Origin of the sequence: Thalassovita taeanensis (genome assembly GCF_900110775.1) — a bacterium.
Taxonomy (GTDB): domain Bacteria; phylum Pseudomonadota; class Alphaproteobacteria; order Rhodobacterales; family Rhodobacteraceae; genus Litorimicrobium; species Litorimicrobium taeanense.
Genome location: NZ_FOEP01000003.1, coordinates 270,776 through 290,995 on the forward strand (window position 1 = coordinate 270,776; position 20,220 = coordinate 290,995).

A 20,220-nucleotide genomic window follows, 5' to 3' on the forward strand; every position below is an offset into this window, starting at 1 on the left:
TGGGTTAGCCGAGCTCTTCGGTGGAGGAGGCGGGGGCTTCTTCGTCGCGCAGACGGTGGAGATGGGCGATGAAATACCGCATATGGGCATTGTCCACAGTGCGCTGGGCCTCGGCCTTCCACGCATTGAACGCAGTGGCGTAATCGGGAAAAATCCCAACGATATGAAGGTCTTCTACGTTCTTGAAAACATTCTTGGAAGGGGTCACAAGCTCGCCACCGAAGACGAGATGCAGGCGCTGGGTCATGGGGATCTCCTGTCAGATGAGCGCAGGGTAAGGCTTTGCCGAGGCCGCCGCAAGACGGGCAAAAGACGGATGCACAGAACATGCACATCCCATGCACAACCGATGCATATGGGGTTTGGGATATGGTGACGCCCCGAGGCGTGTATTCGGGGTGTTGAAAGGGGGAGATTCCGGGTCGGCTTTGCGGTTTTGAGGAGAGGTAAGAGTGCGGTGGGGGTGTTTTGTTTACATAGCGGGGCGAAGCCGCCATCGGTTTCGCGATCGTGTTCGTGGAGGTTTGGGCAGAAGCCAATTTTCGTGGTACCAGCACTGTTCTGCCCACTCAGAGCGGATGGCGGTGCTTCGAAAGGATTGATGCTTCACGCGGGCCGGAGAAGTCGCAATCTTAGCCTTCGGCTTACGCTCTCACAATTTCCATCAAGGGTTCGAACATGTAGAGCGCGCCGCGCCGACCGCTTGCAGGACGTAGCTCTCGCAATAAGCCGCCTTCGTGCAGCAGTTTCGTGATCCTTGTGGCTACATGTTTGGGCATGCCAGAGCGTTTGATCAACTGGCTATTTTTGAAAACAGGGTTTTCAAAAATGCTGTCTTGAGCCGCAATGTGCCATTTCGAACCAGACATCTCTCTGAAGGGTTCCTTCATCTCATCGTAAAGCGCAGTGATCCTTTTCGCTGTTCGAAGATTGCTTGCAGCCTGTTCGGCGATGGCGTTCAAGAAAAACGCCGTCCAGCTTGTCCAATCATCATCGCGCGATACAGCACGCATTAATTCAATGTACTCTTCCTTATGGGTTTCGAAGAACGCACTGACATAAAAATGTGGTTTGTGAATTAGGCCAAACTTCCAAAGCAAAAGGGTTATCAGCAGACGCCCGATACGCCCGTTTCCGTCGTTGAAGGGGTGCAGTGCTTCGAACTCTACATGGGCAATGGCAACCTTGAAAAAAGGCAGCATCGGTGAAGTCTGGATGAACTTCAGCAAATCATGCATGGCGGGCTGAAGCTGTATTGGGCTGATCGGCTTAAAGTAGATTATTTTGCGACGATCATCACCGACATAGTTTTGCTCGACTTTGTATTGACCCGGCGATTTGCTGGCCCCGCGACCGAAGCTCAACAGCATGCGATGTGCGTTCTTTATCAGGCCTTCGTTGATTGGTTCACCTTCGGCAACGGCGGTTTGGGCGCGGCGAAGCACTGCACTGTAGAGCGCAACCTCGACGACATCATCTCGCGCCAGTCGGGATGTTCCGTCATCCTCGTTTTCTGCCTCGTAGATCATGACCTCATCCACGGTCGAGATCGTGCCCTCCATCCGAGAGGAAATAACAGCCTCGTTCTGGCGAAGTGGTGCCAAAAGAAGTTCACTGTTGGGGAGGGATAACAGCATTTGATCATAGCGCGAGATCGCGTCTTGCGCCCGTGTCAGGGGTTCGATCAAGTGACTGAGATTAAGATCACTAGGTGGAAAGCGGCCATAGTGGTAGTCGACAACATTGTTGAGGTTATAATTTTCTATGTTCACCGACATTGTGCGGCCCCTGTTTCGAATATTTCCTTGAATTTTGTGTAACAAATTTTGGGAATTATGCAACACAAGTTGGGTTGTGGAAGAATTTTGCGCTACAAAACATGTTGTGTGAAGGATCTTCCTGATTGTGCAACGCAACGGTCTTTGTGGTAGATGTAATCGACACAATAAACGTTGTGGAAGCTTTTCTGCTGTTTTTGTGTCATAAGGCCTGCCGCCGAGTTAATGCATAACCTGTCGAATAACTGCAAGATGTGGGTGCGAATACTTGGAACCTGAAAGATCAGGCCGTAGCTATTCACTTTTGAGTTCTGCACTCACGGTGAATGCCCGCTTCGGAGAAGCGGCAATGTGGCATTGTGAACGCTCGTGAACGCCGACTTCGGACCGTTCGCCTCTCACGCTCGCGATGCAGCAAGCGTTGTGGAGGGGCTCAGCCGGGCCATTGGGCGAGGTGTTGGGTCAGGTCGTGGTGGACGGCGGGGCCTGCGGCGATGACGCCTTTGACCATTGGGCGGGGGTTGTTGAACCGCAGGGGGTGGCCGCGTTTGTCGGAGGTGATGGCGCCGGCCTCTTGCAGGATGAGGTCTCCGGCGGCGATGTCCCATTCCCAGCTATCGCGCAGGGTGAGCATGGCGTCATAGCGGCCTTCGGCGACGAGGCTGAGGCGGTAGGCGAGGGAGGGGCGGTAGGCGCGGGTCACGTCTGGCACCGGGCCGCGCCAGTTACGGGCATCGTAGTTGGGTTTGGCGGCCAGCATTGAGGCGCCGATGAGGGCGGTTCGGGCGGAGGCGCGGATCGGCTCTCCGTTCAGGAAGGCACCGGAGCCTTTGGCGGCGGTATAGAGTTTATCGAGCAGTGGCAGGAAGACGGCGGCGGCGATGATCTGTCCGTGCTCGGCGATGGCGAGCGAGTGGGCCCATGTGTCGGCGCCCTCGATGAAGCTGCGGGTGCCGTCGATCGGGTCGATGATGAAGACGCGGTCACGGGTGAGGCGGGTGGTGGTGTCCTCGGTCTCCTCGGACAGCCAGCCGTAGGTGGGGCGGGCAGCGGTGAGGGTGTCGTGCAGCATGGCGTTGACGGCCAGGTCGGCCTCGGTCACGGGGCCGAGGTCGCCGGGTTTGTGCCAGGTTTTGGCGGTCGGGCCGCTGTAGCGGGTGGCGATGCGGCCAGCCTGTCGGGCGGCGTCGGTCAGCAGTTGGAGGTCATGCGCCGGCAAGGGTCATCCCTTCGACCAGCAGCGAGGGGACGACGCGGCTGAGGTAGGGGCGGGCATCATTGGCGGGGGTCAGCCCGAGCAGCATATCGCGCAGGTTGCCCGCGATGGTGCATTCGTTCACCGGGTACTGGAGCTGACCGTTTTCGACCCAGAACCCGGCGGCGCCACGTGAGTAGTCGCCGGTGTTGGGGTTGATGGTGGCGCCGATCATCGAGGTGACCAGCAGGCCGGTGCCCATGTCGCGCAGCAGGTCGTCGCGGGTGGCGGTGCCTTGGGTCAGGGCGATGTTCCAGCACGAGGGGGCGGGCGGGGCAGAGGTGCCGCGGGCGGCGTTGCCGGTGGGCAGCATTCCGAGTTTGCGGGCGCTGGCGAGGTCGAGCGTCCAGCCGGTGAGAATGCCGTCGTCGACGATCTGGCGGCGCTGCGTGGGCAGGCCTTCGGCATCGAAGGGGCGTGAGCCGGAGGTGCGGGGGCGGTGGGGGTCTTCGGTGATGCTGAGGCTGGTGGGCAGCACCTGCTGACCCAGAGCGCCCAGCAGCCACGACGAGCCGCGCGCGATCGAGGTGCCGTTGATCGCGGCCAGCAGGTGGCCGATCAGCGACGAGGAAATGCGTTCATCGAACAGCACCGGGAAGCTGCCGGTTTTGGGCTTGCGCGCGCCGATCCGTTCGACAGTGCGGGTGGCGGCGGTGGTGCCAATGTCCTCGGGGCTGCGCAGGTCGGACTGGAAGGTGCGCATATCGCCGTCGTGGTCACGCTCCATCCCCGAGCCGGTGCCCGCGATGGCCACACATCCCAAGGCGCGGTCGGTGCGGGAATAGCCGCCGGAAAAGCCGTTGGTCGCGGCCAGATGCACTTGGCTGCGGCCATAGCCGGCGCTGGCCGATTGCACCTGCGTGACGCCGGTGACGGCGAGTGCGGCGGCTTCGGCGCGGCGGGCGTCTTCTTCGAGGGCGGCAGGATCGGGTTCGGGCGTGGCGTCGGACAGTTCGAGCGCGTCGAGATCCCAGTCACGGGCCAGCTGCGACGGGTCGGCCAGCCCGATGAAGGCGTCTTCGGGCGCTTCGCGGGCCATGGCGACGGCGCGTTCGGCCATGGCGGCCAGCGTTTCGGGCCGGGTATCGGAGGAAGAGACATTGGCCTGCCGCTGACCGACAAAGACCCGCAGGCCGATATCGGTGCCTTCTGATCGCTCGGCCTGTTCCAGCGCACCGTGGCGCACGTCGATCGAGATCGAGGTGCTGGCGACTGCCATGGCATCGGCGGCATCGGCGCCAGCCTTCTGGGCAGCCTGCAAAAGGGCGTGGGTCAGCGTGTCGAGCGATTGTGTCATGGGGGCCTGTATATTCTTTATATGATTGCAGTCAGGTAGCCCTCAGGGGGGCTTTTCGCAAGGTGTGGGTCGGCAAAAGGGCCGCGTGCGAGATGCGCGCGGCCCTGTTTTTCACAGGTTTGACGATCGTTGCGCTTATTTCAGGCGCTGGCCGTTGGCCAGAACATGACCGGCCTCGTTCACCTCGATTGTGGATTTCAGGCTGTCCGGCCCATCGCCGGGCACCGCGAAAAGGCCCATCATCATGCGGGTGCTCATGGCCTGATCCTCGGGGATGAAACCCATGGCGACCATTTTATCAAGCAGGGCGTTGCCGCCGGTCAGGGCCAGATGCAGCAGGCCGGTGGGTTTGGGCATGCCGTCAAATGTGGTCGTGTCGGTGTTGTCGAAGGTGAAATCACCCTCGCCTGTCAGCTCGGCCCCGGCGAGGCGCAGGGTCAGGCTGTTGACGGTCAGCGCGTGCAGTTCACCCGGAGCGGTGTCGCCGAGTGTTTCCATCTCTTTCGAGTTCAGGACATCGACCAGCATTCTGGCCTTGCCTGCAAGGTCAAAGGCGAAGGTGGCGGGATCGCGCGGCAGTTGCGCGCCAGCGTCAAACAGGCTCCAGATCACGTCGGACATGGTGAAATCACCAAGGGTGACCGAGAGGGCGAAATCCTGTGGCTCGTCGGATTTTCCGACCGGAATCCGCAGGCTGAAGCCGGTTTTGGCCATGTCCAGCGCAACGGGGAACGGCAGGTCGCTGCTTTGGAAATCCACGCTGGTGTCGGTCGCAGCAGCAGCATAGCTGAGCTGATCGGCATTCATCAGCACGCTCAGGCGGCCTGACCCTGATCTGGTCTGTCCGCCAGTGTCCTGACCTTCGTTATCGGTGAAGGCAAACGCGGTGGTGCCGCCGGTGTGTGTGATGACGACATCAATCGCAAGGCCCGCCTTGAGTGCGGCGCTGAGGTCGTTGGGGTCGAAGTTTTCAGGGGTCGCGGAGGTGCCGGTGCTGTTGAGGCCGGTCAGGTCGCCTTGCATCAGCACATGACCGCCTTTGCCTTCGGGGTCGGTGAATTCGAGCACATAGGTCAATCCATCGGCGCGCAGGGATTGCTGCACGGTGCGCAGGGCGGCCTTGGTCATGGCGGAGGTGCCGCTGAGATTGGTCAGCGACAGCATCGCCTGATCGACCTTGACGGGGGCGCCATCGACCATCAGCTGATCGAGTGCCAGGCCAAGGGACGGGGCGGAATAGCTGTAGGTCATATCGTCGGGTTGCCCCGAAACGGTCGTGACCAGCCCTGCGGTGTCGAGGCTGAGTTTGGCGCTGAAGGGCTTGCTTTTGCGCGGGGTGCTGTTGATCAGCACCGGCATCGAGGCGGGCATTTGGATCGCCACGGTGCCATCGTGATTGTCGTGGAAGGTCAGCGAGCCCAGCGTGATGCGGGCGGTGCCGTCGTCTTCGGGCAACGGGAAGGTCATTTCCAGGTCAGAGATGGTCAGGTTGTTGGCGGTGCTGTTTTCGGTCGCGGTGACGGTATAGCCGACCCCTTCCAGGGGGGCTTTAAAGCTTTCCCAGACCTGCTGAGGTGTGACGTCGGCGCATGCTGTGGTTCCGGAGAAAATTCCTGAGGCAATAACAATGGCCGCTGCGGTGGGCGTAATAAATGCTGTCCGAGGTTTCATAATCGGCCTTTCCATTTCAAAATCGGCGCTAGCTTCGGCGGAAGTGTCGGCGTGGTCAAGGCCGAAGCTGCTGGACCCCTATGGGGGTGCGGTTTACGACAGGGAAAGCAACTGGAGGTGAAGATGACTGAAATTCAGGGAAAAACTGTGCTGATAACCGGTGCGAGCCGCGGAATCGGTGAAGCGGCTGCGCGGGTCTTTGCCGATGCGGGGGCGAATGTGGTGCTGATGGCGCGCTCGGGGGCGCAGATTGACACGATCGCCGACGAGATCGGTGGCCTTGCCGTGACCGGCGATGTGGCGCGCTATGCCGATATGGAGCAGGCGGTGGCGGCGACGGTGGCGCGGTTTGGTGGGCTGGATGTGCTGATCAACAACGCGGGTGTGATCGAGCCGGTCGCGAGCTTGGCCGAGGCCGATCCCGAGGCCTGGGGCACGGCGATCGACATCAACCTGAAGGGTGTCTTCAACGGGATGCGGGCGGCGCTGCCGGGGATGATTGCGGCGGGGCGTGGCACGATCCTGACCATCAGTTCGGGTGCCGCGCATGGGCCGATGGAGGGCTGGAGCCATTATTGCAGCTCGAAGGCCGGGGTGGCGATGCTGACGCGCTGTGCCGATCTTGAGGCGCGCGACAAGGGGCTGCGGATCATGGGCCTGTCGCCGGGCACGGTGGCGACGCAGATGCAGCGCGAGATCAAGGCCAGTGGTGTGAACCCGGTGGCACAGCTGGCGTGGGAGGATCACATTCCCGCCGACTGGCCGGCGCGGTGCCTGTTGTGGATGTGCGGCGCCGAGGCAGATGCCTATGTCGGGCAGGAGATTTCGCTGCGTGATGCAGGGATCCGGGCACAGGTGGGGCTGGCATGATCGAGCTGGAGAAAGACGGCGGGCTGTGGACCGTGACGATCAACCGGCCCGAGAAGGCGAATTCGCTGACCGGGGCCATGCTGGAGCAACTGGCCGAGATCGCCGAGAGCGCGGGCGAGGCGCGGGCGCTGATCCTGACCGGGCGTGGCAAGGTGTTCAGCGCCGGGGCAGATCTGGAGGCCGCCAAGGCCGGGTTGGCGACCAGCCCGCTGTGGGAGCGTTTGTCAGGCGCGATTGCGGCGTTGCCGGGGCTGACGATTGCCGCGTTGAACGGCACGCTGGCAGGGGGCGCCAATGGCATGGCGCTGGCCTGTGATATCCGGCTGGCGGTGCCGGGGGCAAAGTTTTTCTATCCGGTGATGAAGCTTGGATATTTGCCGCAGCCCTCGGACCCGGCGCGGATGACGGCGCTGATCGGGCCGTCGCGGACGAAGCTTATTTTGATGGGCGGGCAGAAGGTTGGCACCGACGAGGCCGTGGCCTTTGGGCTGGTGGACCGGGTGGTGGCCTCCGACGATTTGATGGCCGAGGCGCGGGCGATTGCGGCCGATACGCTGGCGGCGAAGCCTGCGATCGCGGCCGGGATCAAGGCGATGTGCCGCTGATCCATTAAACTGTGCGCTGGAGGCGGGGTGAGGTGCCTCCGGCGGGAGTATTTTGGTCAGAAAGAAGCGGGACGGGGCGTGCCTTGGCTTAGGGGGCGCTGTGGCGCGCTTTGGGTAACGCTTGAGTTTGCAGGGCCTTGCGGGCAAGAGGAATGTCAGTGGATCAGAAGGCAAGGGGTGAGCCATGGAAAACCAGCCGGAGATTGTGACGAAGGCGCTGGAATTTGCGCAGTGGGGCTGGGATCTGGCGCTGCAGTGGCTGCTGAGTCCAGCGGCGTGGTCGCAGTTCGGTCTGTTGCTGGTGGCCTATGTGGCGGCGGTTTTGGCGACGCGGCGGTTGCACCCGGCGCTGAGGGGGCTGATTGCCCCGGCAGAGGGGCAGGAGGGGCTGATCGCCACGGTGCGGCGGTTTGTTCTGGCGTTTCTGCCATTGTTGCTGCCGTTGCTGGCCTATTTGTTCACGGCCATCGGCGAGAGCGTGACGGCAACGCTGTTCGGGTCGAGCGCGGTGATTGCGTTTGGCAAGCGGGTGTTTTTGTTTCTGGCGGCGCGGATTCTTGTGAGCGAGATCATCCGCGACCCGTTTCTGAAGCTGTTGGGGCGCTATGTGCTGATCCCGCTGATGGCGATTTATGCGGTGGGCCTGCTGGATCTGGTCAGTGACAAGCTGAATGAGAGTGTGGTGCATCTGGGCAATATCAGTTTCTCGCTGATGTCGCTGGTGCGGGGGCTGATTGCGGGCAGTTTGCTGTTCTGGTTCGGGCGGTGGTCGAATGATCAGTCGGCGGCTTATATCGGAAAGCAGGAGGAGCTGCGCCCGGCGACGCGGACGTTGGCGGCGAAGGCGGCGGAGGTCACGATTTTCGGCCTCGCGTTTCTGTTGCTGATGAACATCATGGGAATTTCGCTGACCTCTTTGGCGGTTCTGGGGGGGGCGATTGGTGTGGGGCTGGGGTTTGGGCTTCAGAAGATCGCGTCGAACTTCATTTCCGGGGTGATCTTGCTGCTGGAAGGGCAGGCGACGGTGGGGGATTATGTTGCGCTGGATGGCGGTGAGGCGGGCACGATTGTGAAGATGACGGCGCGGGCGGCGATACTGGAGACCTTCGACGGGCGCTGGATCGTGGTGCCGAACGAAGATTTCATCGTGACGCGGGTGGTCAACTATTCCGACAGCGGGTCAGCCAACCGGTATGATGCGGCGTTTTCCGTAAGCTATGACACCGATATCAACCGGGTGCCTGCGCTGATCGAGGCGGCGGTGGCGCGGCTGCCGTTTGTGTTGCAGGACCCGGATGGCCCGGATTGTGAGCTGCGTGGGTTTGGCGACAGCGGCATTGATTTCGCTGTGGAGTTCTGGGTCAACGGGATTGACGACGGGCGCAACAAATACACCTCTCAGGTGCTGTTCGCCGTGTGGAATGCGCTGAAGGAGAACGGGATCGAGATCCCATACCCGCACCGCGTGGTCGAGATCAAATCGGGCAGTTTGACGTGAGGATGGCACTGGTCATTGGCGGCGGTCCGGCGGGGTTGATGGCGGCGGAACATCTGGCGCGGGCCGGGCATGCTGTTGTGGTGGCCGAGGCCAAGCCCTCGGTCGGGCGCAAGTTGCTGATGGCGGGGAAATCCGGGTTGAACCTGACCAAGGACGAGCCGTTCGAGGCGTTCCTGAAGGCCTATGGCGCGGCGGCGCCGGTGTTGCGCCCGATGCTGGAGGCCTTCGGGCCGGGCGAGGTGCAGGATTGGGCGCGCGGGCTGGGCCAAGAGGTGTTCACCGGGTCGTCGGGGCGGGTGTTTCCGGTGGCGATGAAAGCCTCGCCGTTGTTGCGGGCCTGGCTGGTGCGGCTGGCGGGGCTGGGGGTAGAGCTGCGCACCCGCTGGCGGTGGGTCGGCTGGGCGGATGGGTTTGCCTTTGACACGCCGCAGGGGCGGCAGGTGCTGCGGCCTGATGTCTGTGTTCTGGCCTGTGGCGGGGCAAGCTGGGCGCGGTTGGGGTCGGATGGGGCCTGGGCCGACTGGATGGACGATGTGCCGCTGGCGCCGTTTCAGCCGTCGAATATGGGGTTCGCTGTGGCATGGTCGGCGCATATGGCGCGCCACTTTGGTCAGCCGGTCAAAACGATCCGGCTGAGCGCCGGTGGGGTTTCTGTCCGGGGCGAATGCGTGATCTCTGCGCGCGGGATCGAGGGCGGGGGAATTTATGCGCTGTCGAGGCCGCTGCGCGAAGGAGCGGCTTTGACGCTGGACCTGCTGCCGGATCTGGACGTGGACACGATCCGAAGCCGCCTGGCGCGCACCGGCGCGAAGCAAAGTATGTCCAGCCGTCTGCGCAAGGCACTGAAGCTGGATCCGGTCAAGCAGGCGCTGCTTATGGAATTTGCCCGTCCGCTGCCTGACGACATCGCGCCGCTGCTCAAAGCGCTGCCGATCCCGTTGCAAGGGCCGCGCCCGATGGACGAGGCGATCTCGACGGCGGGCGGCATACGGTTGGACGCGCTTGACGATACATTGATGATCCGCGCCTGCCCGGGCACCTATGCCGCGGGTGAAATGCTGGACTGGGAAGCCCCCACGGGGGGGTATCTGCTGACGGCCTGTCTGGCCACGGGGCGTTGGGCCGGGATTGCCGCGGCACGCCGCATGGGGTGATCGGACGCCCGGTTTTCACATTTTCCAATCCCTCCCCGCCGGAGGCATCCGGCAGGGAGGGATTGGGTGGGGCTGCAAGTGTGGCGTGCCGCTTTGGGTGACGTTCTATTTTGCGACGGCCCGCTGTTTGAGTATTTGCCTCAGAAAGAAGCCGCAGGGGGATCTGCGGGTTATCTGCTTGCGGCCCGTTTATAGGCGTCGCGCGCGCGCATGGATTTCGCGTAGGTCAGCAGGCGCGCGTCCTCGATCGGGAATTTCGCGGCATAGGCCCAGTTCAGGCAATGGGCGGTGATGAGATCGGCGATGGTCATTTTCTCGCCCATCAGGAAAGGGCCCTTGATGCAATCGGCCAGCCGGGTGGCGTTGCGCGAAAACTCCCATTTCAGGCTGTCTTTGATCTCTGGCACGCGTTTGTCTGGTGGCAGGATGAAGCTGTGGCGGGCGGCGGTCCAGAGCACGGCATCCAGTTCGTCCAGCGCAACATGGATCAGGGCATCCTGACGGGCGCGTTCGGGCGTGCCGGCGGGGTAGGTCAGGGCGCCGTGCTTATCGGCCAGATAGGTCAGAATCGCCGTGGAATCGTTCAGCACCGCGTCGCCGTCGCGCAGCGAGGGCACCTTGCCGGATGGGTTGCAGGCCAGCGCCTCGGGGCTGTGGGGTTTGACGTTTGTGTGGGTATAGGGTTGCCCCAGTTCTTCCAGCATCCACAGGACGCGAAATGCGCGGCTTTGCGCATTGCCAATGACTTCGTACATAGTTTCCTCCCGTTCATCGCGAAATGGCGACCGGAGCGGAGTGTCGCAGGCGCTGCCCCGTCGGGCAAGTCCCGGATTGGGGCGTCGTGATGGCGTGCAATTCGCCGGTACTGGCCGGGGAAATGGCGGTTTAGCGCGAGGCGAGCATCGCCAGCCGGATCAGGGCGCGTTCGACCAGCGCCATGGCGGGGGCGTGTTGCCCGGCGGAGCGCAGTTGCAGGTCGGTATCGGTGAGCAGGGTCAGGGCGATTTCCAGATTGGGCGCGCCCCAGTTTTGCGCCTGACGCAGCATCCGGTCGCGGCGCGGGCCAAAGATCGGCGGGCGCATTCGCGCAATGCCCTGTGCCGCGCCACCGGGATCGGAGGCGGCGGCATAGAGCGTACGGAAGTGCCGGGTGGCGTTGATGCACAGGCCAACGGGTTGCGTGCCCTGGGCTTCGAGTTTGCGCAGAATCGGGCCGATTTCGGTCGAGCGGCCTTCGGCCACGATATTGAGGACATCGTCCAGCGCGGCCTCGATCGTGGCGGGGGCGCAGGCGGCGATATCGGCGGAACTGGCGGGGCTGGTGTCACCCAGTTTGTAGAGGGTCAGTTTTTCCAGCGTCTGGCGGAAATCGCCGGGGGACAGTTCGCGCGCGAGGGTGGTCAGGTCGGTCATGGCGGTGCCGTCCAGCCCGTTGATCCCGGCGCGGGCCAGATCTGCCTCGATCTCTTCGCGGGTGGGGGGATCATCATAGAGCGCGGCGGCGAAGGCGTTGGAGTGGCCTTCGAACAGTTTGCGCAGTTTCGATTTGGTGGTCAGGTTGCCCGCGCTGACGATCAGTTGGGCGTCGCCCTGTTGCCAGTCTTTCAGCGCGGCGGAGATCAGATCGGTGAGCCCGTCGGTGGCGTCTTCGACGAAGGCGACGCGGGGGCCGGGGAAGAAGCTGATGGATTTGATGGCATCAAGCAGGGCGGCGGGGTCTTTGCGCAGATCGGAGGCGGGAATGCGGGTCAGGCGCATTTCCTCTTCGCCGGCGGGGCCGATCAGGGCGGCGATCACCTCTTGCCGTTTCAGGGCCACGCGCATCGGGTCGACGCCGGAAATCAGCAGGCCGGCGCGGTTTGGGTCCGGCTTGGTGAAATAGCGGCTGGCATCACGGCCGGTCAGTTTCATTCGGGCAGGTCCGGCGAGGCGGCAATCAGTCGGGCGACGATCTGATCGGCGAGGATCGACGAAAGACGTTCATGCGCGTCGCGCTCGGCGGCAAGGGTGGCGACGGTGGTGCCGGTGGTGGAATAGCCGGTGAAGTGGCTGACGGTGCCGGTGGTCAGGATATCGCCGGTGTCGGTATCGCGCAGGGCATAGCGGACCGATCCAACCAGGTTGAACCGCGTGGTGATGTTGGTGGCTGAAACCGCCATCCGTTCTTCGACAACCTTGAGGTCATAGCCGAGCGCATAGCGCGGCAGGTCGGCGCGGCCCAGCCGGGTTTCGATCTGGCGCACCAGCAATTGGTCATCACGGGTTTCGGGCGCGTCCACGAGGATCGCGCCCAGCAGTTTATCGGCCTGCCCCGAAGGGCCGTAGGCCGGGGCAAAGCCGCAGGCGGTCAACGCCGCCAGCGCGACGAGGGCCAGAAGGGTGTTTCTTCGGTCAGACAACCACATTCACGATCCGCCCGGGGACGACGATGAGTTTCTTCGGCTGGGCCCCGTCCAGCGCTCTGATCACAGCATCGTGGGCCAGCACCAGCTTTTCAACCTCTTCCTTCGGCATATCGGCGGGCACGCTGATTTCCGCGCGGCGTTTTCCGTTGATCTGGATCGGCAGGGTGACGGTTTCGTCGACCAGCATCGCCTCGTCGGCCTGCGGCCATGGGGCCGAAGCGATCAGGCCGTCGCCGCCCAGCAGTTGCCACAGTTCCTCGGAGAGGTGGGGGGTCATGGGCGACATCAGCTGCGCCAGCGTTTTCGCGGCTTGTTGTTTGGTCGCGGCCCCGGCCTTGGATTTCGCCACGGCGTTGGTGAAGGCGTAGAGTTTGGCGATCGACGCGTTGAAGCCGAAGGATTCGACGCCGCCGGTCACATCGTGGATGGCCTTGTGCATCGCGCGCAGCAGGGCGTCGTCTTCGGTCGGGTTGGCGGCGGTGTCGCTGCTTGCGGCCTCGGTCGCGATGCGGTGGACGCGGGCGAGGTGCTTGAACGCGGCCTCGGCACCCGAGGCGGTCCATTCCACGTCACGTTCGGGCGGGCTGTCGGACAGCACGAACCAGCGGGCGGTGTCGGCGCCGTATTGGGCGATGATCTGATCGGGATCGACGACGTTTTTCTTCGACTTCGACATCTTGGCCGAGGGGATGATCTCGACCGCGGTGCCATCGGCGAGTTTGCCGTCGGTGACGTCCTCTGGCAGGTGATAGACCGGGCGGCCTGCTGCGTCGCGGGTCAGGTAGATTTCATGCGTGACCATGCCCTGAGTGAAGAGCGCGTTGAAAGGCTCGATCGCTTTGGGCGGCAGGTGGCCGGTGATCTGCATCGCGCGGGCAAAGAAGCGCGAATAGAGCAGGTGCAGGATCGCGTGTTCAATGCCGCCGATATACTGATCGACGTTCATCCAATACTCAGCCTCGGCCATATCGGTGGGCGTGCTGGCGTGGGGGGCGGTGAAGCGGGCATAGTACCACGAGCTGTCGACGAAGGTATCCATCGTGTCGGTTTCGCGCAGCGCGGGTTCGCCGCAGGTCGGGCAGCTGCAATTGCGCCAGGTTGGATGGCGGTCGAGCGGGTTGCCGGGGGTGTCGAAGGTGACATCATAGGGCAGCTCGATCGGCAGGTTCTCTTTCTTTTCGGGGACCACACCGCAGGTGTCGCAATGCACGATCGGGATCGGGCACCCCCAGTAGCGTTGCCGCGACAGGCCCCAGTCACGCAGGCGGAATTTGGTCACGCCTTGGCCGACGCCATTGGATTCGCAGAAATCAATGGCGGTGGCGACAGCGTCATCGCCAGTCTGCGCGGCTTCGCCGGCAAAGCCACGGACATAGTGGACGGTTTCCGATTTCAGCGGTGTAAACGCCTGCGTCAGCGGCGCCTCTTCCGCGCCGGTGGGGATAAAGACCGGGTTGATAGGCAGGTCATATTTGGTGGCAAAATCAAAGTCGCGCTGGTCATGCGCCGGGCAGCCGAAGATCGCGCCGGTGCCATAATCCATCAGGATGAAGTTGGCGATGTAGACCGGCAGTTCCCATGCGGTGTCAAACGGGTGGCGCACGCGCAGGCCAGTGTCATAGCCCAGCTTTTCGGCGGTCTCGATCGCTTCGGCGGTGGTGCCGCCCTTGCGGCAGAGCGCGCAGAACTCGGCGACGTCGGGGGTGTCACGCTCGAGCTGTTTGGCAAGCGGGTGGTCGGGCGAGATGCCGACGAAGCTGGCCCCCATCAGGGTGTCGGGGCGGGTGGTATACACCTCGATCCGGTCAGTGCCATGCGGGCCGTCGATCAGGCCAAAGGCGAATTGCAGGCCGCGCGATTTGCCGATCCAGTTCGCCTGCATCAGTTTGACCTTGGCGGGCCAGTTATCCAGCGTATCAAGTGCGTCGAGCAGTTCTTCGGAATAGTCGGAAATCTTGAAGAACCACTGGGTCAGCTCGCGGCGTTCGACATCGGCACCCGAGCGCCAGCCCTTGCCGTCGATCACCTGTTCGTTGGCCAGAACGGTCATATCAACCGGGTCCCAGTTCACCACGGCGTTTTTGCGGTACGCCAGCCCTTTGTCCATGAAGTCGATGAACAGCGCCTGCTGCTGACCGTAGTATTCGGGATCGCAGGTCGCGAATTCGCGCGACCAGTCGATGGACAGGCCCAGCGGCTTCATCTGTCCGCGCATGTCAGCGATGTTGGAGTAGGTCCAGTCCTTGGGGTGGCCGCCAATTGCCATGGCGGCGTTTTCGGCGGGCATGCCGAACGCATCCCAGCCCATTGGGTGCAGCACGTTATGGCCGGTGGCCAGTTTGTAGCGCGCGATTACGTCGCCCATCGTGTAGTTGCGCACATGGCCCATGTGGATACGCCCCGACGGATAGGGGAACATTTCCAGCACGTAATACTTCGGCTTGTCCGCCGAACGCACGGCCTTGAAGAGTTCGGCCTGTGACCAGGCCTCTTGCCATTTGGCTTCGATCTCGGCGGCGGAATAGCGCGACATGTGGGGCGAACCTTTCTTGACTGCGTGGGCGTGGTCATGACTGCATGGGCAGGCGTCACCGCACCGGGTGATAGGCGGACGCGGGGCGTTGGTCTAGGGGTTTGGGTGAAAAATGCGGGTCTGGGCGGGATCGCCAGAGGCTGTATAAGAGATTTATTGTGGCAGAAGGGCGTATTCATGAAGATCCTGTTTATTCACCAGAACTTTCCCGGTCAGTTCAAGCATCTGGCACCCGCGTTGGCCAAGGCGGGTCACGAGGTGGTGGCGCTGACGCTGCGGGTGAAAAAGCCGGGGGATTGGCAGGGGGTGAAGGTGCTGCCCTATGCTGTGCAGCGCAAGCAGGGTCAGGGGGCGCATCCCTGGGTACTGGATTTCGACACCAAGGTGATCCGGGGCGAGGCCTGTTTCAACGCGGCCTGTCGGTTGCGGGCGCAGGGGTTTTCGCCGGATATCATCGTGGCGCATCCGGGATGGGGCGAATCGATGTTTCTGCGCGATGTCTGGCCCGAGGCGCGGATTGGTCTGTATTACGAACTGTACCACATCTCATCGGACGAGCATCTGGGGTTTGACCCAGAGTTTCAGGCGAAGGTGGGGCAGGCCGAGCATCTGCGGATCCGGCTGAAGAACCTGAACAACCGGGTGCATTTTCCGGTGGGCGATCTGGGGATCAGCCCGACCGAGTTTCAGGCGGGCACGTTTCCGCCCGAGTTCCGCGAGAAGATCAGCGTGATCCATGACGGGATCGACACCGACCATGTGGTGGCGAATGAGGGCGCGCGATTCACCCTGCCGGACGGGTCGGTGGTGACGCGCGACGATGAGGTGATCACCTTCGTGAACCGCAATCTGGAGCCCTATCGCGGCTATCACATCTTCATGCGGGCGCTGCCGCAGCTGTTGAAAGAGCGGCCGAATGCGAAGGTTCTGATCGTGGGGGGCGACGACGTAAGTTATGGCGCGCGGCCGCCCAAGGGGCAGACCTGGAAGCAGATTTTCATCGACGAGGTGCGCGGGCGCATTCCGACGCCGAACTGGAGCCGGGTGCATTTTCTGGGGCGGATTCCCTATGACCAGTTCGTGACGCTGCTTCAGGTCAGCCGGGTGCACGTGTATCTGACCTATCCGTTCGTGCTGAGCTGGTCGCTGTTCGAAGCGATGAGCGCGCAGGCGGCGATTGTGGCCAGCAATACCGCGCCTTTGCACGAGGCGATCCGCCACGGGGAAACCGGGCGGCTGGTTGATTTCTTTGATGGTGACGCTTTGGTGGCAGAGGTTTGCGCACTGTTGCAGGACGCAGAGGCGCGGGCGGCATTGGGCCGGGCGGCGCGGGCACATGTGGTGGCGAATTACGACCTCAAGTCAATCTGCCTGCCGAAGCAACTGGAGTGGATCGAGCGGCTGTATCAAACGCAGGCGGGCACTGTGGGGGACTGATGCGCGGGCTTTGCGGCAAGGCGCTGTTGTCGCGCTTCGCCGTTGAGTGTTGTGCGGGCGCAGGCGCGGCCCTCGAACGGATCAGTATTTCTTGTCGGCAATCCGCAACTGACGCGCACGCGACAGAATCGCGTCTTCGACGGCACGCTGGGTGCCTGCGCTGACAGGGGCACCGCCACGGGTCTGCATGGCAACAATCAAAGAGCGGGCTTCGAGCGCGGGGTCTTTGACATAGACCGTAGCGCGATAGGCGCGACCACCGCCCGGTGGTGTGCCGTATCCCATGACAATCACGCCGGTAAACGGATCAATCGACTGTACCGGCAGGAAGTTCAGCACCTCAAGCGAGGCATTCCAGATATAGCGGTTCACCGCGACGGTGGTATCGCCGTCTTTCTTCTTGAACATATCGAACAGCGACGTTTCGCCTGGGCGGTTCTGCGGGTTCCCGATGTCGTCGCGCTTGTTATACGCTTCGATGTCGCCGGGAATCAGCGGCTCGCCGGGGGCGCGATCGCGCCCGCCACATGCGACCAGCGCCGTCAGCGCCAGACAGGCCAGAGTTACCTTGAAAATGCGATTTATGGTCATGCCGCCGCCCAAATCCTGCTTTTGTACCGTCCTACCGAACGGCCCGGCGAGGGGCAAGAACTTAGTGCGTTACGCTATATAGGGCGGGTCGTGCAGCAGAATTGCGCCGCCGCGACGGAGAGAGTGTGGCAAAGCTGCACCATCCGAGGCGGCAATGTGGCACGAAAGGTGGCTGAGCTTGCAATGCGACCCCGAAAAGAGCGAGAGAACATTCATACCCAAATCGGATTCCCCGTTTTGGGGCTGATTGGAAAACCGAGGGAAAAAAGATGAAAAAAGTTCTCTTCGCTACGACTGCTCTGGTCGCAACCGCTGGTGTTGCAGCTGCAGACGTTTCGTTCGGCGGCTACGCCCGCTTTGGCGCGATCTACATCGAAAACGCAGCTGAAGAAACCACGATGGAAAGCCGTCTCCGTCTGATCGTGACCGCAACTGCAGAAGCCGACAACGGCCTGTCGTTCGGTGCACAGACTCGTTACCAAGCGAACGAGATGTCGAATGGCTACGCCGGCAACGCCGGTTTCAACGCTCCCCGTTTCTGGGTTTCGACCGGTGGTCTGGAAATCTCGATGGGTCACGTTCAGGGTGCACTCGAGTACATGCCCGGCATGTATGCTGGCAGCGTTGGCCTGACCGGCCTGGGCTACCGCGACATTGTTTATAACTACGCCGCCGACAATTACACTTCCGGTGCTCCCGGCCGTCAGGGTGTTGACGTGAAATACGCTGCAGGCGCCTTCTCGGCTCACCTGTCGCACTCGTTCGACAACGCCTACAACGGCAACTTCGACCGTACCGCTCTGGTTGTTGCTTACACCATGGGTGACTACTCCGTCGCCGTGGCTGGTCAGGACAGCGATATCGTTGGCGACACCACTTGGGCGCTGACCGCATCGGGCAACTTCGGCCCCGCCGCAGTTACTCTGCAGGTTGCTGACAACGATGGCGACATGAAGTACGGCGTTTCGGCTTCCTTCGAAGCTGGCGCAGCAACCACCATCATCGGCTACGTCAACCATGACGAAGCAATCGATGACGAAAACTACGGTGTTGGCGTCAAGCACAAGCTGGGTGGCGGCGCTTCGATCGAAGGCGGCGTTGTTTCGCTCGGCGGCCTGGCCGGCAGCACAACACGTGCCGACCTGGGTCTGAAGTTCTCGTTCTAATATCTTAGAACCAGACGATCCTAAAAGAAGGGCAGGTCATTTGACCTGCCCTTTCTTTTTGTCTGATATGACGTGCGGGCCTGCGGGCCCTTTTTACGTTCTGGGATCAGAGATCAGGCCAGAGAGCGGGATCAAGGTTGTCGATCACCTGTGACAGAGCCTGTTTGTGCCGCACCCAGCCGCCGAGCGAGCGGTCATGCACGCCCTCGCGGACCTGCGCGACGCTGGCGGTCAGCACTGGGGCTGTGTTGCGTTCCGGCAAAGCCATGTCGGGGTGCCAGTCCACGCCGCAGGCCTGCGCCAATGTGCGGCTGGTGTTTTCAGTATCGCGCACCAGTGTTTCATAGGAAATATCGGTGATCCGGCCGCCGAACAGTGCCTGCCAGTGGGCCATATAGCGACGATATATGTTGATCTGCGCCGCCATGGCGCGCTGGTCATAGGTAAAGGCCATCGCCGGGCTGGAGAAATACGTGCGCCACATCGACAGGGCCACGTCGCGCGGATCGCGGGTGATATGCAGGATTGTCGCGTTCGGAAACGCTGTCAGCAGGAACCCGATATAGCGATAATTCGCGGGCATCTTGTCGATGAACCCCTGTGTGTCCTCGGGCATCGGCGGCAGGGCGGCGCGATAGCTTTGCGCGAATTGTGTGGGGTCAAAGTCGGTGTCAGCCTCAAGCAGGGGGCGGACAAGGCGCCCGGCGGTGGCCAGTTCACCGCAGCCAAACAGCGCTGGGTGCGAGGTGAGGATCTGTTCGGTAAGCGTGGTGCCAGAGCGCGGCAGGCCAAGCACGAAGACCGGCGCGGGCTGTTCTGGTGCCGCGGCGGGCGGCAGGTCGGTGGCATTGGCGAAGCGCGCGGTGATCGCGGCGAATTCGGCCTGCGCCAGCGCGGGATCGAAGGGACGCTGGCGGGCGAAGCCCTCGTTCGCGGTCTGGAACCAGCGGTCAGCGTCAGTGCCGTCGCCGTCGGCGGATTTCATCAGCAGGTTGGCTTTGGCCAGCGCCAGAAAGGGCGCGGCGGGGGCGGCTTTGGGCGTGCTGCGCAGGGCCGCGTCGACCGTGTTCAGAAGCGCGGGTCGGTCTTCGGCAGGCGAGAGGAGTGCCAGTTCCAGCAGGGCCTCGGGGTGGTTGGGGGCGGCGATGAGCAGTCGGCGATAGGCGGTGATGGCATCAGTGCGGCGGCCAAGTTCATTGAGCACAACGGCGTGGCGCTGTAGCGAAGCGATATGGTTGGGGCTGAGGGCAAGCGCCTTTTCGACAGCGGCAAGCGCATCGTCCATCCGGTGTTTGCGGCCCAGCACGGTCGACAGGTTCGACAGGGTGTCGGGCGCCTTGGGATTGAGTGCCAGAGCGGCCTGATAATCGGTGATCGCGCCGTCTTCGTCCCCGGCCTCAGAGCGCAGGACACCGCGCAGGGTGAGGGTGCGGGGCTGGCGGGGATCAAGGCTGAGCGCTTGATCGAGCGAGGCAAGGGCGGCGTCGGGCAGCCCGGCGTTCATCTGAGCAAGGCCCTGAAAATACAGCATATTGGCGCGGTCCGGGCGCTTGGGCAGCAGCCGGGTGATCAGGTCGAGGGCACGCTTGGCCTGCCCGGTCGAAATCAGCGCCTGGATCAGGTTGTTCTGTGCATCAGGGTGGGCGGGGTTGAGTTTCAGCGCCTTCTGGAACCAGGTGATCGCCTCGCGCTCCTCGCCCATCTGGGCCTGTGCCGTGCCTGCAAGGTTGGCGAAATACGCCTCGCGCGGGTAGGCTTTGGTGGCGGCTTTGGCGGCTTTGAAGGCCTGTTTGAACTGGCCCGCGTTGAGATGGGCCATGATCCGGTCGGCATCGGCGTGCGGGTTGTATGCCATTTTGTCTGCTCCGTGTCGGGTTGCGGGACTATAGGCAGGGGGCAAAGTGGCATCAATGGGCGTTGCGCGGGCAGGGGCGGGGGTTTTCTTTTGCGGCGCGGTGGT

Annotated in this window: 17 protein-coding genes; 6 read left to right on the forward strand and 11 right to left on the reverse strand. The window is 62.6% G+C overall.

Translation table 11 applies throughout. The annotated features are described in order from the left end of the window. Nucleotides 1–4: 4 nt before the first annotated feature. The 5 genes from BSF79_RS06030 to BSF79_RS06050 all read right to left on the reverse strand — a co-directional run bounded on the left by BSF79_RS06030 (nucleotide 5) and on the right by BSF79_RS06050 (nucleotide 6,001). Nucleotides 5–247 carry a DUF4170 domain-containing protein gene (locus BSF79_RS06030; RefSeq protein WP_090268950.1) on the reverse strand — a complete coding sequence of 81 codons (243 nt, stop codon included), beginning with the start codon at nucleotides 245–247 and terminating at the stop codon, nucleotides 5–7. Between the two features lie 397 nt (nucleotides 248–644). Next, nucleotides 645–1,778: a Fic family protein gene (locus BSF79_RS06035; RefSeq protein WP_090268951.1), complete on the reverse strand. Its 1,134-nt coding sequence runs from the start codon at nucleotides 1,776–1,778 to the stop codon at nucleotides 645–647. Nucleotides 1,779–2,211: 433 nt separating this feature from the next. Continuing rightward, on the reverse strand, nucleotides 2,212–2,997 hold the full coding sequence (locus tag BSF79_RS06040) for an inositol monophosphatase family protein (RefSeq protein WP_090268952.1): 786 nt from the start codon (nucleotides 2,995–2,997) through the stop codon (nucleotides 2,212–2,214). Beyond that, a complete protein-coding gene (locus BSF79_RS06045) occupies nucleotides 2,984–4,330 on the reverse strand; it encodes a TldD/PmbA family protein (protein WP_090268953.1) in 1,347 nt (448 codons plus the stop codon). The genes BSF79_RS06040 and BSF79_RS06045 overlap by 14 nt, the downstream gene beginning before the upstream one ends. Nucleotides 4,331–4,465: 135 nt before the next feature. Then, nucleotides 4,466–6,001, reverse strand: a complete 1,536-nt coding sequence (locus BSF79_RS06050) for a DUF2125 domain-containing protein (RefSeq protein ID WP_090268954.1) — start codon at nucleotides 5,999–6,001, stop codon at nucleotides 4,466–4,468. A 123-nt stretch (nucleotides 6,002–6,124) separates the two neighbouring features. On the opposite strand from BSF79_RS06050, the gene BSF79_RS06055 reads away from it, so the two are divergent. The 4 genes from BSF79_RS06055 (at nucleotide 6,125) to BSF79_RS06070 (ending at nucleotide 10,128) form a co-directional block, all read left to right on the forward strand. Further along, entirely contained in the window at nucleotides 6,125–6,871 is a 747-nt protein-coding gene (locus BSF79_RS06055; RefSeq protein ID WP_090268955.1) for an SDR family oxidoreductase, read from the forward strand. Beyond that, entirely contained in the window at nucleotides 6,868–7,476 is a 609-nt protein-coding gene (locus BSF79_RS06060; RefSeq protein WP_090268956.1) for an enoyl-CoA hydratase/isomerase family protein, read from the forward strand. The genes BSF79_RS06055 and BSF79_RS06060 overlap by 4 nt, the downstream gene beginning before the upstream one ends. A gap of 184 nt (nucleotides 7,477–7,660) precedes the next feature. Further along, nucleotides 7,661–8,974, forward strand: coding sequence for a mechanosensitive ion channel family protein (locus tag BSF79_RS06065; RefSeq protein WP_090268957.1), 1,314 nt, complete (start codon nucleotides 7,661–7,663; stop codon nucleotides 8,972–8,974). A 2-nt stretch (nucleotides 8,975–8,976) separates the two neighbouring features. Continuing rightward, on the forward strand, nucleotides 8,977–10,128 hold the full coding sequence (locus BSF79_RS06070) for a TIGR03862 family flavoprotein (protein WP_090268958.1): 1,152 nt from the start codon (nucleotides 8,977–8,979) through the stop codon (nucleotides 10,126–10,128). A gap of 170 nt (nucleotides 10,129–10,298) precedes the next feature. On the opposite strand, the gene BSF79_RS06075 is transcribed toward BSF79_RS06070, so the two are convergent. The 4 genes from BSF79_RS06075 to leuS all read right to left on the reverse strand — a co-directional run bounded on the left by BSF79_RS06075 (nucleotide 10,299) and on the right by leuS (nucleotide 15,066). Continuing rightward, complete coding sequence (locus BSF79_RS06075) at nucleotides 10,299–10,883, reverse strand: glutathione S-transferase family protein (protein WP_090268959.1); 585 nt, start codon at nucleotides 10,881–10,883, stop codon at nucleotides 10,299–10,301. Between the two features lie 130 nt (nucleotides 10,884–11,013). Then, on the reverse strand, nucleotides 11,014–12,039 hold the full coding sequence (holA, locus tag BSF79_RS06080) for a DNA polymerase III subunit delta (protein ID WP_090268960.1): 1,026 nt from the start codon (nucleotides 12,037–12,039) through the stop codon (nucleotides 11,014–11,016). After that, the gene (lptE, locus tag BSF79_RS06085; protein ID WP_090268961.1) at nucleotides 12,036–12,533 is read right to left on the reverse strand and encodes an LPS assembly lipoprotein LptE; all 498 of its coding nucleotides are present in this window, start codon (nucleotides 12,531–12,533) and stop codon (nucleotides 12,036–12,038) included. The genes holA and lptE overlap by 4 nt, the downstream gene beginning before the upstream one ends. Beyond that, a complete protein-coding gene (leuS, locus tag BSF79_RS06090) occupies nucleotides 12,520–15,066 on the reverse strand; it encodes a leucine--tRNA ligase (RefSeq protein ID WP_090268962.1) in 2,547 nt (848 codons plus the stop codon). Before leuS ends, lptE begins: the two co-directional genes overlap by 14 nt. A gap of 177 nt (nucleotides 15,067–15,243) precedes the next feature. Between leuS and BSF79_RS06095 the strand changes: the two genes are divergently transcribed. Next, on the forward strand, nucleotides 15,244–16,503 hold the full coding sequence (locus BSF79_RS06095; protein ID WP_090268963.1) for a glycosyltransferase: 1,260 nt from the start codon (nucleotides 15,244–15,246) through the stop codon (nucleotides 16,501–16,503). Nucleotides 16,504–16,584: 81 nt separating this feature from the next. Here BSF79_RS06095 and BSF79_RS06100 read toward each other — a convergent pair whose 3' ends face one another. Then, the gene (locus tag BSF79_RS06100; protein WP_090268964.1) at nucleotides 16,585–17,094 is read right to left on the reverse strand and encodes a DUF3576 domain-containing protein; all 510 of its coding nucleotides are present in this window, start codon (nucleotides 17,092–17,094) and stop codon (nucleotides 16,585–16,587) included. A 269-nt stretch (nucleotides 17,095–17,363) separates the two neighbouring features. Between BSF79_RS06100 and BSF79_RS06105 the strand changes: the two genes are divergently transcribed. Continuing rightward, nucleotides 17,364–18,260 (forward strand): porin, encoded by an 897-nt coding sequence (locus BSF79_RS06105; protein WP_090268965.1) that lies wholly within the window; start codon nucleotides 17,364–17,366, stop codon nucleotides 18,258–18,260. A gap of 106 nt (nucleotides 18,261–18,366) precedes the next feature. Here BSF79_RS06105 and BSF79_RS06110 read toward each other — a convergent pair whose 3' ends face one another. Next, nucleotides 18,367–20,115, reverse strand: coding sequence for a sulfotransferase (locus BSF79_RS06110; protein WP_090268966.1), 1,749 nt, complete (start codon nucleotides 20,113–20,115; stop codon nucleotides 18,367–18,369). Nucleotides 20,116–20,220: the final 105 nt, after the last annotated feature.

What these genes read in the sequence shown, in the direction of transcription:
- BSF79_RS06050 (WP_090268954.1), bottom strand. Translation starts at nt 6,001, where the DNA reads ATGAAACCTCGGACAGCATTTATTACGCCCACCGCAGCGGCCATTGTT.
- lptE (WP_090268961.1), bottom strand. Translation starts at nt 12,533, where the DNA reads ATGTGGTTGTCTGACCGAAGAAACACCCTTCTGGCCCTCGTCGCGCTG.
- BSF79_RS06075 (WP_090268959.1), bottom strand. Translation starts at nt 10,883, where the DNA reads ATGTACGAAGTCATTGGCAATGCGCAAAGCCGCGCATTTCGCGTCCTG.
- BSF79_RS06110 (WP_090268966.1), bottom strand. Translation starts at nt 20,115, where the DNA reads ATGGCATACAACCCGCACGCCGATGCCGACCGGATCATGGCCCATCTC.
- leuS (WP_090268962.1), bottom strand. Translation starts at nt 15,066, where the DNA reads ATGTCGCGCTATTCCGCCGCCGAGATCGAAGCCAAATGGCAAGAGGCC.
- BSF79_RS06060 (WP_090268956.1), top strand. Translation starts at nt 6,868, where the DNA reads ATGATCGAGCTGGAGAAAGACGGCGGGCTGTGGACCGTGACGATCAAC.
- holA (WP_090268960.1), bottom strand. Translation starts at nt 12,039, where the DNA reads ATGAAACTGACCGGCCGTGATGCCAGCCGCTATTTCACCAAGCCGGAC.
- BSF79_RS06105 (WP_090268965.1), top strand. Translation starts at nt 17,364, where the DNA reads ATGAAAAAAGTTCTCTTCGCTACGACTGCTCTGGTCGCAACCGCTGGT.
- BSF79_RS06055 (WP_090268955.1), top strand. Translation starts at nt 6,125, where the DNA reads ATGACTGAAATTCAGGGAAAAACTGTGCTGATAACCGGTGCGAGCCGC.
- BSF79_RS06095 (WP_090268963.1), top strand. Translation starts at nt 15,244, where the DNA reads ATGAAGATCCTGTTTATTCACCAGAACTTTCCCGGTCAGTTCAAGCAT.
- BSF79_RS06070 (WP_090268958.1), top strand. Translation starts at nt 8,977, where the DNA reads ATGGCACTGGTCATTGGCGGCGGTCCGGCGGGGTTGATGGCGGCGGAA.
- BSF79_RS06100 (WP_090268964.1), bottom strand. Translation starts at nt 17,094, where the DNA reads ATGACCATAAATCGCATTTTCAAGGTAACTCTGGCCTGTCTGGCGCTG.
- BSF79_RS06045 (WP_090268953.1), bottom strand. Translation starts at nt 4,330, where the DNA reads ATGACACAATCGCTCGACACGCTGACCCACGCCCTTTTGCAGGCTGCC.
- BSF79_RS06030 (WP_090268950.1), bottom strand. Translation starts at nt 247, where the DNA reads ATGACCCAGCGCCTGCATCTCGTCTTCGGTGGCGAGCTTGTGACCCCT.
- BSF79_RS06035 (WP_090268951.1), bottom strand. Translation starts at nt 1,778, where the DNA reads ATGTCGGTGAACATAGAAAATTATAACCTCAACAATGTTGTCGACTAC.
- BSF79_RS06065 (WP_090268957.1), top strand. Translation starts at nt 7,661, where the DNA reads ATGGAAAACCAGCCGGAGATTGTGACGAAGGCGCTGGAATTTGCGCAG.